General features: G+C 74.8%; 13 protein-coding genes. 7 read left to right on the top strand and 6 right to left on the bottom strand.

Annotation, left to right across the window (positions count from 1 at the left end; all coding sequences use genetic code 11):
- Window positions 1-8 precede the first annotated feature (8 nt).
- The 5 genes from ACPYO6_RS04105 to ACPYO6_RS04085 all read right to left on the bottom strand — a co-directional run bounded on the left by ACPYO6_RS04105 (window position 9) and on the right by ACPYO6_RS04085 (window position 3,556).
- Window positions 9-359, bottom strand: a complete 351-nt coding sequence (locus ACPYO6_RS04105; RefSeq protein ID WP_425713618.1) for a hypothetical protein — start codon at window positions 357-359, stop codon at window positions 9-11.
- Window positions 360-438: 79 nt separating this feature from the next.
- The gene (locus ACPYO6_RS04100; protein WP_425713617.1) at window positions 439-2,379 is read right to left on the bottom strand and encodes a hypothetical protein; all 1,941 of its coding nucleotides are present in this window, start codon (window positions 2,377-2,379) and stop codon (window positions 439-441) included.
- A 31-nt stretch (window positions 2,380-2,410) separates the two neighbouring features.
- Window positions 2,411-2,788: a hypothetical protein gene (locus ACPYO6_RS04095; RefSeq protein WP_425713616.1), complete on the bottom strand. Its 378-nt coding sequence runs from the start codon at window positions 2,786-2,788 to the stop codon at window positions 2,411-2,413.
- A 136-nt stretch (window positions 2,789-2,924) separates the two neighbouring features.
- On the bottom strand, window positions 2,925-3,221 hold the full coding sequence (locus tag ACPYO6_RS04090; RefSeq protein WP_425713615.1) for a WXG100 family type VII secretion target: 297 nt from the start codon (window positions 3,219-3,221) through the stop codon (window positions 2,925-2,927).
- Between the two features lie 35 nt (window positions 3,222-3,256).
- Window positions 3,257-3,556, bottom strand: a complete 300-nt coding sequence (locus tag ACPYO6_RS04085) for a WXG100 family type VII secretion target (RefSeq protein ID WP_425713614.1) — start codon at window positions 3,554-3,556, stop codon at window positions 3,257-3,259.
- Window positions 3,557-3,934: 378 nt separating this feature from the next.
- Between ACPYO6_RS04085 and eccD the strand changes: the two genes are divergently transcribed.
- The 4 genes from eccD to ACPYO6_RS04065 all read left to right on the top strand — a co-directional run bounded on the left by eccD (window position 3,935) and on the right by ACPYO6_RS04065 (window position 9,612).
- The gene (eccD, locus tag ACPYO6_RS04080; RefSeq protein ID WP_425713613.1) at window positions 3,935-5,275 is read left to right on the top strand and encodes a type VII secretion integral membrane protein EccD; all 1,341 of its coding nucleotides are present in this window, start codon (window positions 3,935-3,937) and stop codon (window positions 5,273-5,275) included.
- On the top strand, window positions 5,276-6,793 hold the full coding sequence (eccB, locus tag ACPYO6_RS04075) for a type VII secretion protein EccB (RefSeq protein ID WP_425713612.1): 1,518 nt from the start codon (window positions 5,276-5,278) through the stop codon (window positions 6,791-6,793). It abuts the gene before it with no gap.
- Window positions 6,790-8,130 carry a S8 family serine peptidase gene (locus ACPYO6_RS04070; RefSeq protein WP_425713611.1) on the top strand — a complete coding sequence of 447 codons (1,341 nt, stop codon included), beginning with the start codon at window positions 6,790-6,792 and terminating at the stop codon, window positions 8,128-8,130. The genes eccB and ACPYO6_RS04070 overlap by 4 nt, the downstream gene beginning before the upstream one ends.
- Window positions 8,131-8,211: 81 nt before the next feature.
- Window positions 8,212-9,612, top strand: a complete 1,401-nt coding sequence (locus ACPYO6_RS04065; protein WP_425713610.1) for an FAD-dependent oxidoreductase — start codon at window positions 8,212-8,214, stop codon at window positions 9,610-9,612.
- 24 nt (window positions 9,613-9,636) lie between these two features.
- Here the strand turns inward: ACPYO6_RS04065 and ACPYO6_RS04060 are convergent, their stop codons facing one another.
- Window positions 9,637-10,425 (bottom strand): hypothetical protein, encoded by a 789-nt coding sequence (locus ACPYO6_RS04060; RefSeq protein ID WP_425713609.1) that lies wholly within the window; start codon window positions 10,423-10,425, stop codon window positions 9,637-9,639.
- Window positions 10,426-10,597: 172 nt separating this feature from the next.
- Between ACPYO6_RS04060 and ACPYO6_RS04055 the strand changes: the two genes are divergently transcribed.
- From ACPYO6_RS04055 to ACPYO6_RS04045, 3 genes are read left to right on the top strand one after another with little or no spacing between them, the layout of a single operon-like run.
- Complete coding sequence (locus tag ACPYO6_RS04055; protein WP_425713608.1) at window positions 10,598-11,995, top strand: hemolysin family protein; 1,398 nt, start codon at window positions 10,598-10,600, stop codon at window positions 11,993-11,995.
- The gene (locus ACPYO6_RS04050; RefSeq protein WP_425713607.1) at window positions 11,992-13,029 is read left to right on the top strand and encodes a CNNM domain-containing protein; all 1,038 of its coding nucleotides are present in this window, start codon (window positions 11,992-11,994) and stop codon (window positions 13,027-13,029) included. Before ACPYO6_RS04055 ends, ACPYO6_RS04050 begins: the two co-directional genes overlap by 4 nt.
- 51 nt (window positions 13,030-13,080) lie before the next feature.
- Window positions 13,081-13,800, top strand: a complete 720-nt coding sequence (locus ACPYO6_RS04045; protein WP_425713606.1) for an SDR family NAD(P)-dependent oxidoreductase — start codon at window positions 13,081-13,083, stop codon at window positions 13,798-13,800.
- Window positions 13,801-13,802 lie beyond the last annotated feature (2 nt).

Here is a 13,802-nt window from a genome sequence, read left to right as displayed (position 1 = left end):
CGGTCGTCCTAGCGGTCGTTGAAGTTGCCGAGCTCCATGTCGCTGAGTCGCTCCCGGGTCTTCTCCAGCAGGTCGGTCGTCTCCTCGTCGACCCCCTGGATGAGTGCCGCGGAGTCCTCGAGGGCGCGGGAGAGCCCGTCGAGCTCGAACAGCAGCGCCGTCATCGCGTCCCCGAGCTCATACATCCGCTCCGAGACCTGGTCGCTGATCCGATTGATCGTCGAGAGGTCGGACCAGCCGGGCTTGTGGTCGTAGCGACCGCTCCACGCCTCGGTGCGGATCTCCTGGACCTCCTCGACGGTGGTCGAGAGCAGCCGGACCCGCGCCGCCAGCACCTCGGGCTGGAGCTCGATCGCCATCGTCGTTCCTCTCGCGGATCAGCGGGACGGGATCGGTCGGGAGCAGCGCACCGTGCGGGGTGCGCCGCTCCCGGACCACTCACCAGTCGTCGTTCTCGGTCTCGGTCGCGATCGTCGGCGCCGAGCGGGAGTCGGTGCGCGAGCCCTTGGCAGCACCCGCGGCGGTCGTGGGCGCCTTCTCGGTCTCGAGCTGCTCGACGAGGTCCATGTGCTCGACCTCCCCCTGCTTGCGCTCCTTGTCCTTCCCGGCCGGGCGGCCGGCCATCATGCCGCCCATGGGGCCGCGCGCCGAGCCGCCGGCGGCACCGCCGCGAGCGGCGGTCGCACCCGACCGGCCGACGGCGGGCGACGCCGGACGGACACCGCCGCGACCAGCGGCCCCCGCGCCGGCCCGACCGGCCGCGCCCGTCGAACCCGCACCGGCCGGGGAGCCGAGGGTGCCGGGACGAGCCGCCCCGCGAGCACCGTTCGCCGCGCCGCCGCGACCGGCGGCGCCGGGAGCTCCGACCGCTCCGGGACGTCCGGACGTGCCTGCACCGGGGCGCCCGGCCGCGGCAGCACCGCGTCCGGCTGCGCCGGCTCCCGCTCCGGGACGGCCCGCCGCACCCGTACCGGGACGGCCGACCGCGCCTGCACCGCGTCCTGCGGCGCCCGCACCGGCGGCTCCGGGCCGACCTGCGGCGCCGGGGCGGCCTGCCGCACCTGCTCCACGCGCGGGGGCTCCGGCCACGCCGGGCCGGGCCGCACCGCGTGATCCACCGGCCGGGGCTCCGGCCATGCCGGCGCGTCCAGGCGTGCCCGCGGCACCGCCGCGCGCGCCGGTGGCGCCGCGTCCGGCCACGGCTCCGCCGCGGCCCGCGGGCGGCATGCCCGCACCCGCGCCGGGACGACCCGGTGCGCCGGGCAGCCCGCGACCGCCGGCGCCGCCCCCGATGGGGCGAGCGGCGCCGCCGGGGCGGCCCGCACCGGGGCCACCGATGGTGTGGATCGGCGGGCGTCCGGGCGTGGCTCCACCGCCGGGCGGACGGCCGCCGAGGCCGGGACCGGGGATGCCCGGGGCGATCGGCGGAGGGACGGGCATGCCGCCACCACCGGGCGGCGGGACCGGCGCCGGGCCGGGCATGATCGGGTTCGGGGTCGGCGTCGGCGGGGCCGGCAGCGTCGGGACCGTAGGCATCGGCGCGTCGATGTTCGGCGGCGGCGCCGGCGGGTCGACCGGGAGCCCCGGGGGCGGGAGGACGACCGGCGGCTCCCAGGGGTCCTGCGGCGGGACGGTCGGCGGCAGGTCGGGAGGCGTGGGACGAATGACGCCGGGCGGCGGCTGAGGGTTCGTCCCCGGAGGCTCGGGCAGGTCGGGAGCGGGCGGGGTCGGGGTGATGACGCCGACCCGCGGCCCCTCCGGCCCGCTCGGCGGCGGGGGAGAGGTCGGGACCGTCCCGCTGCCACCTCCCCCCGGCAGCGGCGCGCCCGAGCGGGTGTGGTCCGTGCCGCCGCGGTCCGGGGTGTAGTGCCGGTCCTTGAACGGGGAGCCGGTCGCCGGCGTGATCTCGGGGATCATGTCGATCGCGTCCTCGACGCGGTAGTCGAGCGACTCGATGGTCTCGCCGGCCGGCAGGTCGTAGCGCTGGATGAGCTCGCGCTGCTCGTCGTCCGTCATCTCGTCCCAGCGCTCCCGCGCGGAGTCGTTGGACCAGTCGCCGCTCTCCATCCGGTACGTCGAGTGCGCCTCGTCGCCGGCCGTCCGCGCCTCGCGGACCGCGTTGCCGATCTCCTCGGCCTCGGCGGCCCGGTGCCGGGCCCACGCCTCGAGGTCGGAGAATCCGGCGCCGGCGGCGTCGCCCGTCTCTCCCTCGATGCCGAGCTCCGCACGCCGGGTGCGCATCTCGTACGCGAGGTCGTCGAGCCGGTCGGCGTAGCCGGTGAAGTTGGTCTCGATGCCCTGGAGGCCGCTCTTCTCGAGCCCCTGGATCCGCGCGAGGGTCTCGGTGAGCGTGGTCGGCTGGGTCTTGTGGTACGTCATCTCGTCAGCTCTCGATCGTCCTGGCTCGTGCTCAGACCGCAATCGGGGTCGGTCCGCCGCGCGGCCCGGGCGGGGGCGGCGGGGTGGCCTCGTCGATCTGCTCGCCGATGGCCTCGAGGTCCGCCATCAGCGTCTCGTCGGTCTCGGCGAGGTTCTCTGCCGCGCGCACGAGCGCGAGGCGGATGTTGTCCGCGCTGCGGAGCAGCTCGGTGACCCCGGTCGCGAGGTCGAAGGTCGCGGTCGCCAGCGGTGACCCGATGCGGCTCACCGTCGACAGCTCCGACCACATGGCCTGCTGGCTCACGCCGTCGTTGTTCATGTCGTCGTTGAGCTTGGTCAGCTCGGTGACGACGGTGTCGAGGTAGTTCACGCGAGCGCGCAGCACCTCGGGCTCCAGGACAATGTTCATTCCGGACCTCTCTCCAGTTCATCTCTCCGCCGCACCGGGAACGGCGCTCGGCCGGACGGCACCACACGCGCCGACGCACGAGAGCCACGGAGGCACCGGGACCGTCCGGTCCCGGTGCGACCGAGGCTTGCGTGTGTCAGACGTTGCCGCCGAAGTTGCCGGCCGAGATGCGGTCGGCGTCGGCGAAGTTGCCCTGGCTGCGCAGGACGAGGGACTCGATGAGCATGAGGATGGAGTCGACGTCCTCCATGTTCTGGTCCCAGTGGTGCTTGGCGGTGTCCCAGGCCTGGCGGGCCTCACCGTGGAAGCGCTCGCGCAGGTCGGCGGTCCCGCTGTGCAGGTCGTCGAGGTGCTGACGGATCCGCTGGCCGGCCGAGCTGATGTCGGCGGCGCCGGACTGAAGGGCTGCGTGAGTGACGCGGATGTCGTTCATCTGGATAGCTCCCAATTCTTAGGTCGTGTGTCGGGTCAGCCGAGCAGCTGGTTGAAGTTGACGGTGCCCTCTTCGTCCTGGGCGGTGAACGAGGACTGCGTGCCTCGCAGGTTCTCGGCGAGGGTGGTGAGCACCTCGTTCGTGTGGCGGGCCTCCTCGTCCCAGCGGACCATCGCGCGGTCGAACGCCTGGCGCGCGGCGCCGGTCCACTGCATGCCGATGCCCTGGAGCTGGCCACCCAGTCGGGTGAACTCGCCCTCGACGGTGGCCTTGGTCTCGTCCACACGACCAGCGGCGGTCTCGAGTGCGCCCTCGCCTGCCTCAACGGTGTTCATGCTGTCCTCCTACTGAATCTCTCGTGAGTGGGACCTGTTGGACCCGATGCCCCGTGGGGCCTGACTCCGCCGATCCGGTTGACCCGCTCTCGACGTCGACCATCACGTTACGGCCACGGACGGATGCCGGGAGCCGCCCTCCTCGGGGAGACCTCCCCACCCCTGCGACCTGGTCGGGGACCAGTGTTCGTGCGGTCGGTGACGACCCGCCAGGGGAGCACGCGACGGTCACCGATCCGTCACCCTCCGGACACCTTCCAGGCACGGGACGTGACCGGTCGTGCGACGTCCGTGACCTGTCCCGCCGCCCGCTGCAGATATCCTCGTGCGGGCGCTCAGGACACGGGCGCGACACATCGCGTCGAGGGAGGGCACCGCGTGAGCCAGGCAGTCAGCCGCCGCGCCGTCGGCACCGTGGTCCGGGTGACTCTCGTCGAGGGCGACGACCGCACGGACCTCGCGCTGCCGGGCTCGGTGCCGGTCGCCGAGATCGTGCCGGGCCTGGCCCGCAGGCTCGGGATGCTCGAGGTTCGCGCCGCCGTCACCGGCTACCGGCTCACGCGCACCGACGGCACCGAGCTCGCCCCCGACCAGTCGCTCGCCGCCCAGGGCATCGAGGACGGCGCCCTGCTCGCCCTCGTCGCCCGGGACGCCGGCACCGCGGGCCGCGTCTACGACGACCTCGTCGAGGCCGTCTCCGACGCCGTCGAGGACCAGCACAAGGCATGGACGCCCGCCGACTCGGCCCGCATGACGCTCGTGGCCACCCTGGTCCTCGTCGTCACGGGCAGCGTCGTCCTGCTCACCGCCGACGACTCCTCCCTCCTCGTCCCGGTCGTCGCCGGCGCGGCCGCCGTGCTCTCGCTCGGCGTGACCGGCGTCCTCGCCGCCCTCGGCCGGGGCGCCGCGAGCCTGACGATGCTCGGCGCGACCTCGATCCTCGCCCTGACCGCCGGCCTCGCCCTCGGCGTGGGGCCGATGACGGGGGAGCCGCTCGCCTACGGCGGGCTCGGCGTCCTCGCCGTCGGCGCCCTCGCCCTGCCCTTCCTCGGGTCCGTGCGGGAGTACGCCGGCGTCCCGGTCCTCGTCGGCCTCGCCCTCCTCGCGCTCGGCGGGCTGCCGCTCGTCACCGACCTGCGGACGGGCCAGGTGGCCGCCGGCATCGTCGCCGTGTCCGGCATCGTGCTCTCCTCCGCGCCCTGGATCGCCCTGTCGATGACGGGCATCCGGGTGACGGTTCCCCGCAACCAGGCCGAGCTCGACGCCGAACGGCAGGAGATCCGCGCCGCGCGCGTCCGGTCCGAGTTCCTCCGCGGGTCCCGGCTGCTGCTGGCGATGCGTCTCTCGGGCGCCGCGGCCATCCTGCTCGCCACGCCGCACGCGGTCGCCACCGGGGTGTGGGGGACCGCGCTCGTCCTCGTCATCTGCGTGGCCTTCGTGCTCGGTGTGCGCGAGATCTACGCGCGCCGCGACGTCATCGTCATGACGGCGACCGGTGTCGCAGGGGCGGCGCTCGTCGGCCTCACCGCCGTCGTCGTCCACCCCGACTGGTGGCTCGCTGTCGCGATCGTCGTCGCCGCCCTCACGGTGGGCATCGTCGGCATGGCCGTGCTCAGCCCCGGGCCCCGGCCCGCCCTCCAGCGGGTGGGCGACACCCTCGAGGTGATCTGCGTGCTCGCCGTCCTGCCCCTCGCGGCGTTCGCCACGGGTGTGGTGTAGGTGGCCTCCAACAAGGACATCCTCGACGCGCAGAGGTTCAACCGGCAGCGCCTCGTCACCTCGTTCGTCTCCGGCGCGCCGGACGGACGCGAGCTCGAGCCGGGCAAGCCGTGGCGCGGCGTCGTCGGGGGCCTCGTGCTCGTCGGGCTCATCCTCGCGGGCGGCTTCGTCTCTCGGTGGCTCGCCCCGGGCACCCCGGAGGGCTGGGAGGCCGGGTCGCTCGTCATCATCGAGGAGGACGGCTCCCGGTACGTCACGTCCGAGGGCGTGATGTACCCGGTGCTCAACACGGCCTCCGCGCGGCTCGTCCTCGGCGCGGGCGAGATGGACGTCCACACCCTGTCCCAGGAGGAGGTCGCCGGCGTCACGCGCGGCCCGACGGTCGGGATCCCGGACGCCCCCGACTCCCTCCCGGAGCCGGGCGACCTCGTCAACGACGAGTGGCTCTCCTGCCTCGCGCCGTCGGGGGCCTCGTGGACCGCGGTCGGGCGCCCGACGATCGACACCGACGGCACCCAGGTCTCGGCCGAGCCCGCGGAGGACCGCGCCACCGTCGTCCGCGTCGAGGGCGTCCTGTGGCTCGTCTCGGGCGCCACGCGGCACGAGATCGACGCCGAGCACGAGGAGGCCATCGTCCGGGCGCTCCGCCTCGACTCGGCGCCCGTCGTCGAGACCTCCGCCGCCTGGCTCGAGCTCTTCGCCCCCGGCACGCCGCTCGGCCCCATGTCGAACCCCGGCGCCGGCGACCCGATGCCGGAACCGATCGAGGGGATGCCCGACGTCCTCGCGGGGCAGGCCGTCTCCATGGGCGAGGGGGACGACGTCTCGTACTACATCCTCGGCGCCGCCGGTGAGCTGCAGCCGCTGAGCGCGGTCGGCTACGAGATGTACCGGCTCGGCGACGGCGAGCACCTCGAGCGCGACGCCATGGCGGTCAGCGCCGGCGACCTCGGCCAGATGCCGAGCGGCGACGACGCGGACCCGGCCGACTGGCCAGACGAGATCGCCGGACCGGTCGTCGACGACGAGGGGGTGGCACCCTGCGCCCAGCTCGTGTCCGACGCGATGGACGCGTCCGCCTCGTCGGTGCTCGTCGCGGGCCATGACGTCCCGGAGGTCGGCGACGACACGGTCGTGGTCCAGGGCAGCTCCGGCGCCCTCGTCTCCGGGTCCGGCGGCGGACTGCTCACGGCCGATTTCTTCATCGACGAGACCGGGCGGGCCTACCCGCTGCTCGGCGCGCGGGGCGAGACCCTCGGGATGCTCGGCTACGAGCTCGAGGACCGGGCCACCGTGCCGAACCCGTGGGTCCGGCTCTTCCCGCACGGGCCCGGCCTCCAGCCGCTCGACCTCCCGGCGCTCGGCGCCCCGGACGGCGAGTCGCCCAGCGGGACCGCCACCACCCCCGAGGAGTCCTCCGGCGACGACACCGGTTCCGGCGGCGATACCGCGACCGGTGGAACCGGCGGCGAGACGGCGACCGGAGGATCTGGCGAGACCGCGAGCGACGGCTCGTGACCGGACGTCACGCGCGGTGCAGGACCGGCCGCGCCGACCGGCCCGCGGGAGCGCTCGCCGCCGCGCTCGCGGGCGGTGCGATCCTCGCCGCACCGGTCCTGGGCGCGCTCGGCCCGGGCACCCTGGCGCAGGCGGCGCCGGGACCCGTCGCCCCGGTCACCGAGCTCGAGCTGCCCGACGGCTGCACGCCCGAGGAGGAACCGACCGAGCCGTCGCCGCTGCTCCCGGCGCTCGGGATGGAGCAGGCCTGGGAGATCTCGCGGGGCGAGGGCGTCACGGTGGCCGTCGTCGACTCCGGCGTCCTGCCGAGCGACCCGCAGATGCCGGCCGACGACGTCGTCCTGCCCGGTTTCGACCCGATGGGGACCGTGCCCGGCTCGGAGAGCGTGACCGAGGGTCCGGCGCTCTCGAGCTCCGACGGCCGCACCGACGTCCACTCCCACGGCACCGCCGCGGCGAGCCTCATCGCGGCCCGCGACGTCGACGGCACGCAGGTGGTCGGCCTCGCCCCCGAGGCGGACATCCTCCCCGTGCGCGTCTACGTCACCGACCAGGACGACGAGCTCCAGGAGGCCGGCTACGGCACCGACGCCGGCCGGATCGCCGAGGGCATCCGCTGGGCCGCCGACCAGGGCGCGCAGATCATCTCGGTCTCGATGTCGCAGGACCGGGACGACCCGGCGATGCGTGACGCGGTGGCCCACGCCGCCGCCTCCGGCTCGCTGGTCGTGGCCAGTGCCGGCAACGCCGGGACCACCGACAACGTCGAGCCGGGCCCGCGCTACCCGGCGGCCTACCCGGGCGCGCTCGCGGTGACCGCCTCGACGATCGAGGGCGAGGTGACCGAGGACGCGATCCCCGGCGAGCACGTCGAGGTCGCGGCACCCGGCGACCCGGCCTGGTACCAGTACCTCGACCTCGGCCCGTGCTACTCCTCCCCGGGCGGCGGGCAGACGAGCTGGTCGACGGCGTACGTCGCCGGGATCGCCGCGCTCGTGGCCGCCGAGTACCCGGACGAGACGCCCGCGCAGTGGGAGCACCGACTCATGTCCACGGCGGTGCGCGCGGTCCCGGACGAGCGCACCGACCAGCTCGGCTGGGGCATCGTCGCGCCCTACGACGCGCTCGCGTTCGTCGACGACGGCGCGGCCCCCGGCCCGCCGAGCCCGGTCCACGAGGCCCCCAGCGCCGACGCGCCCACGTACGTCCCCGTGCCGGAGCGGCCCGCGGACCCGCTCGACGCGGTCAAGGGCACGGCGGCCTGGTGGGTGTTCGGGGCGTTCGTCGTCGTCGGGGGAGCCGGTCTGCTCGCCCGCTCGCCCCGCAGACGCGGCTGACCTCACGCCGGACGGCACTCCCGGCGCGGCGGGGCGGACCTACACTGGCCGACGGACCATTCCGCGCACCGAGAGGACGCAGTGACCAGCGCACGCCCCCTGCACGTCGCCCTGGTGGGCGCCGGCCCGGCCGGCACCTACGCCGCCGACATCCTCTCGGCCTCCGGGCTCGACGTCCGCATCGACCTCCTCGAGCGCCTGCCCGCCCCGTTCGGGCTCGTGCGCTACGGGGTCGCCCCGGACCACCCGCGGATCAAGGCCATCATCCGGGCCCTCGAGAAGGTGCTCTCGCGCGGCGACGTCCGCCTGCTCGGCAACGTCGACGTCGGGAAGGACGTCAGCCTCGAGCGGCTGCGCGAGCTCTACGACGTCGTCATCGTCTCGACCGGCGCCGACGCCGACGCCCCGCTCGACATCCCGGGGGTCGACCTGCCGGGCGTGCACGGCGCCGCCGACTTCGTGTCCTGGTACGACGGCCACCCCGACGTGCCGCGGACGTGGCCCCTGACGGCCCGCGAGATCGCCGTCCTCGGCGTCGGCAACGTCGCGCTCGACGTGGCCCGGATCCTCGCCAAGCACCCCGAGGACCTGCTGACGACCGAGGTGCCGGCCAACGTCGTCGCCGGCCTCGAGGCCTCCCCGGTCACCGACGTCCACCTGTTCGGCCGCCGCGGCCCCGCCCAGGTCAAGTTCACCCCGCTCGAGCTCCGCGAGCTCGCCAAGGTGCCCGACGTCGACCTGCTGGTGGACGAGGAGGACTTCCACTTCGACGAGGGGTCCGAGGAGGCGATCCGCTCGTCGAACCAGACCAAGCAGGTCGTCAACACCCTCATGGACCTCGCCATGCGGGACCCCGCGACGCTCACCGCGTCGCGGCGGATCCACCTCCACCTCTTCCACTCGCCGGCGGCCGTGCTCGGCACGCCCGAGGAGGGCGTGACCGCGCTGCGCACCGAGCGCACGGAGCTGACCGGCGACGGGTCGGTCCGCGGGACCGGAGAGCTCGTCGAGACCCCCGTCCAGGCGGTCTACCGGGCCGTGGGCTACTACTCGGCGCCGATCGACGGCCTCCCGTTCGACGTCCGCGGCGGCGTCATCCCCAACGTCGAGGGCCGCATCCTCGGCGACGACGGCGAGCTCGTCCCCGGCGTCTACGTCACCGGATGGATCAAGCGCGGCCCCGTCGGCCTCATCGGGTCGACGAAGTCGGACGCCCAGCAGACGATCGGCCACGTGGTCGAGGACGTCGAGGCCGGGGTCCTCGGGACGGGCCCGGAGCGGGCCGGCCGCGACGGACTGACCGCGGAGCTCGACGCCGCCGGGGTCCCGTGGACGGACTGGACCGGCTGGGAGGCCCTCGACGCGTTCGAGCGGCGGCTCGGCGAGACCGACGCCCACGTGCGCGAGCGCGTCAAGGTCGTCGCCCGCGAGGCGATGACCGCGATCGCGCGGGGCCAGGAGGACGTCGGCCCGCTCGTCTGAGCGGTCGTCCCGTCCGGCCGGTCGTCAGCGCAGCCGGGGCAGGACGCGCGCCGCGCGCAGGACGCCCCACAGGATCCACAGCACGACCGTGGCGGCCCCGACGACGACGAGCCCCGCCGTGCTCACCCGCGTGAGCGTGTAGTACGCCGCGACCCGGTCGGCGGACGGCGCGGGTGCCACCCCGACGTGCGCCGTGGCCGGTGCGGGCACGAGCTGCCCGTCGTCCGCCGGCTCGCACGCGATCTCGAACGTGCCGGTCGACCCGCTGGGCATGACGAGCGCCGAGACGAGGTCGTCGTTCGTCAGCTGCCGCAGGAGCCAGCGCGGCTCGAGCCCGAGCCCCTCGGAGTCGGTGGCCGAGCAGTCGACGCCCGGCGCGTCCTCGGGCACCCAGAGCCAGACGTCGGACCCGCGCTCGACCGTCACGCTCGTCGGCGTCCCGTCGAGGGGGACGTCGACCCGCCCGTTGCTCATCCGGGAGTGCAGGACGATCGCGACGACGAGCATCACGAGGAGCGGGAGCAGGAGCCAGCGGCCGATCCGGACGAGCCCGTGCAGGGTCGCGCCGACCCTCGGGCGGAGCGAGTGCCACGACCAGGGCGACGCGTGGCGGCCGTACCCCTGCGCTGCCCGCGGGTGCTCGTGGTCGGCACGGGTGGCGACGGGCGCCCACGGCGATGCGTCGGCGGCCACCCGCATCGCCTCGACGTCGGAGCCCGCCGCGGGACCGCCGGACGGAGGGCTCCCGTACGGGTTCGTCGACGCGCGGCCGGGCGGCGGTGCCGCGCCGTAGCTCGAGGGGTCGTGGGGCACGGGGACAGGGTAGATCGGGGTCGGGGGCCGTCGATGCGCACGAGGGGCGTCGCATGCTTGTAGCCTGCGTGCACCCGCTCCACCGCGACCCGAGGACACCGATGCCCGGCCGAAGTACCAGCCCCGTGCCCCCTGCCCGACCACGCCCGGGGGGTGCGGAGTGATCCCGGCGGTGTCGATCGCCGTCGGCGTTCTCGTCATCGTCCTCATCACGGCGGCCACCGCCTACTTCGTCGCCCAGGAGTTCGCCTACATCTCGGTGGACCGCTCCAGGCTCGCCGCCCGCGCCGCCGCGGGCGACCGGACCGCCGCGCGATCCCTCGCGATCACGCGTCGGACGTCGTTCATGCTCTCGGGCGCCCAGCTCGGCATCACGGTGACCGGGCTGCTCGTCGGCTACGTCGCCGAGCCGCTCGTCGGGCAGGCGTTCGGGGAGATCCTCGGCTCCGCCGGCCTGACCACGGCGGTCGCCGTCGGGATCGGCGCCGTGCTCGCCCTCGTCCTGTCCACCTACGTCCAGATGCTCTTCGGGGAGCTGTTCCCCAAGAACGTGGCGATCGCGTCCCCGGGCCCGCTCGCCGACCGCCTCGCGCCGTCGACCACGTGGTACCTGCGGCTGTTCGGCTGGCTCATCCGCGTCTTCGACGCCGCCTCCAACCTGCTGCTGCGGCTCCTGCGCATCGAGCCGGTGCACGACGTCGAGCACTCCGCCTCCGCCCGTGACCTGCGCAGCATCGTCGCCGAGTCGCGCGAGGCCGCGACGCTCTCGCCCTCGATGTCCACGCTGCTCGACCGCGTCCTCGACTTCCCCGAGCGCGACGTCGAGCACGCGATGATCCCGCGCGCCCAGGTCGACGTGGTCCGCGAGACCCTGACCGTCGCCGGCCTGCGCGAGGTCATGGCCGGCGGGCACACCCGATACCCCGTGCTGGCGGAGGACTCCGAGGAGGTCCTCGGGATCGTCGACCTCAACGACCTCCTCAGCACCGAGCTCCCGGGCGACGCACCCGTCACCGAGATCATGCGCGAGCCGTTCGTCGTCTCCCACCTGTCCTCGCTGACCACGGCCATGGAGGACCTCGGCCACGGCGGCCGCATCGCGTGCGTGGTCGACGAGTACGGCGGCTTCACGGGCGTCCTCACGCTCGAGGACCTCGCCGAGGAGCTCATCGGCGAGATCGCCGACGAGCACGACCCGGCCCCGCAGGAGCTCGCCCCGGGCCGGGAGCCCGGCGAGTGGGAGGCCCCCGGCGACGTCCACCTCGACGAGATCGAGCGGGCGCTCGGACTGACGCTCCCCGACGGCGACTACGAGACGATCGCCGGCCTCGTCATCGACGTGGCCGACGGGCTGCCGGAGGTGGGTCAGGCCGTCGACGTCGAGCTCCCCATCGACCCCGGCGAGTTCGCCCGCAGCGACGACCCCGAGCCCGGCGTGCTGCACGCCGAGGTTCTCGAGATCGACCGGTGGGTGCCGAGCCGGATCCGCCTCACCGTCACCCGGCCGGAGAGCGACGAGCCGCTGCTCGGCGACGCCCTGCGCGCCGACGACGCGGAGGAGCAGGCATGAGCCCCCTCGTCGTCGTCCTCGTGACGATCGGTCTCGTGGCGGCCAGCGCGTTCTTCGTGGCGACCGAGTTCTCGCTGGTGTCCGCGAAGCGGCACCGCATCGAGGAGCTCGCGCCCACGTCCCGCTCGGCCCGCGCCGCCCTGCGCAGCAGCTCCGAGCTCACCCTCCTGCTCGCCGGGTCCCAGCTCGGCATCACCGTCTGCACGCTCGCGCTGGGTGCCACGACGAAGCCCGCGGTGCACCACGCGCTCACCCCGCTGCTCGAGCTCACCGGCATGCCGTACGTGGCCGCCGACGTCGTGGCGTTCGTGGCTGCCCTCGTCGTCGTCACGTTCATCCACCTCGTCGTCGGCGAGATGGCCCCGAAGTCGTGGGCGATCGCCCACCCCGAGCGTTCCGCGATGCTGCTCGCCCTCCCGATGCGCGGCTTCCTCACGCTCACCCGGCCGCTGCTGCGGATGCTCAACGGCCAGGCCAACTGGCTCGCCCGCAAGGCCGGGGTCGAGCCCGTCGACGAGGTCCAGGCCGGGCAGGACCCCGACGCCCTGCGCCACCTGGTCGAGCACTCCGCCGAGGTCGGGGCGCTCGACCCCACCTCGTACGAGTCGCTCACGCGCGTCCTCGACCTGCGTGCGGCGACGATGGCCGACGTCCTGGGCGACGACGAGGTGACGGCGATCCCGCCGGGGGCGACGGCGGCCGACGCACAGGAGCTCGCCCGCACCTCGGGGCACCTGCGGCTCGTCGTCGGCGAGGCCGGCCGGTACACGGGTGTCCTGCACGTGCGCGACACCCTCATGGCACCCCCGGGGTCGCCCGTGGCGCCGCACGTGCGCGCACTGCTCGCCCTCGACGCGTCGACGCCGCTGACGGAGGCGACACAGCTCATGCGCGTGGGGCGCCACCACATCGCCCTCGTCACGGGCACGGACGGCCGGGTCGGCGTGGTCACCCTCGCCGACCTCCTCCCGCGTCTGCTCGCGCTGTCCGGCGAGCCGGCGCAGGGCACCGAGGAGGGTCGCCCGGCCGTCTGAGCGGGCGTATCGTCGTCCCCGCGCCGCCGTCCCGGCGCACCGGGAGCAGCCATGAGCGCGCACGACCTGTCCGCCCGCACCGTCCTCGTCGCCGGTGGCACCGGCAACGTCGGCGAGGGGATCGTCCGCGCACTCCTGACGTCCGGGGCGCGCGTGGTCGTCCCCAGCGCCCGCCCGGGCCGTCTGGCCGAGCTGCGCGAGCTGCTCGGGGCGGAGCGGGCCGCGCGGCTCGAGCTCGTCGACCACCCCTACGAGTCGTTCGACGACGCCGCGGCGCTCGCCGACCGCCTCGCGGACCACGGGCTCACCGACGCCGTCGCGGCGATCGGTGGCTGGCACCAGGGGGAGCACGTCTGGGAGCTGACCGAGGAGACCTGGCGCCGGGACTTCCTCAGCACCGTCACTACGCACGTCGCGCTCGCCCGGGCCTTCGTCCGCGCCCTGCCCGCCGACGGCTCGTACACGTTCATCACCGGGACGGCCTCGGTCGAGGCCGTCGCGACGGCCGGCCCGGTGAGCATGGCGGGCGCGGCCCAGCTCATGCTCCGCCAGGTCGTCAGCGCCGAGGCGGCCGGCTCGCCGCGCGCCGTCTCCCTCGTCCTCGGACCGATCGTCAGCCGCTCCCGCCCGCAGGGGAAGAAGGAATGGCTGACGGCCGACCAGGCGGGCGAGGCCGTCGCGCACGTGGTCGCCACGCCCGGACTGCGCGACGAGACGATCGCGGCCCCGACGGTCGACGCCCTCGAGGGACTGCTCGGCGCGACCGCCTGAGA

It is taken from the genome of Georgenia sp. Z1344, from assembly GCF_049856295.1.
GTDB lineage: Bacteria > Actinomycetota > Actinomycetes > Actinomycetales > Actinomycetaceae > JB111.
This window is presented reverse-complemented; position numbering and strand designations above follow the sequence as displayed.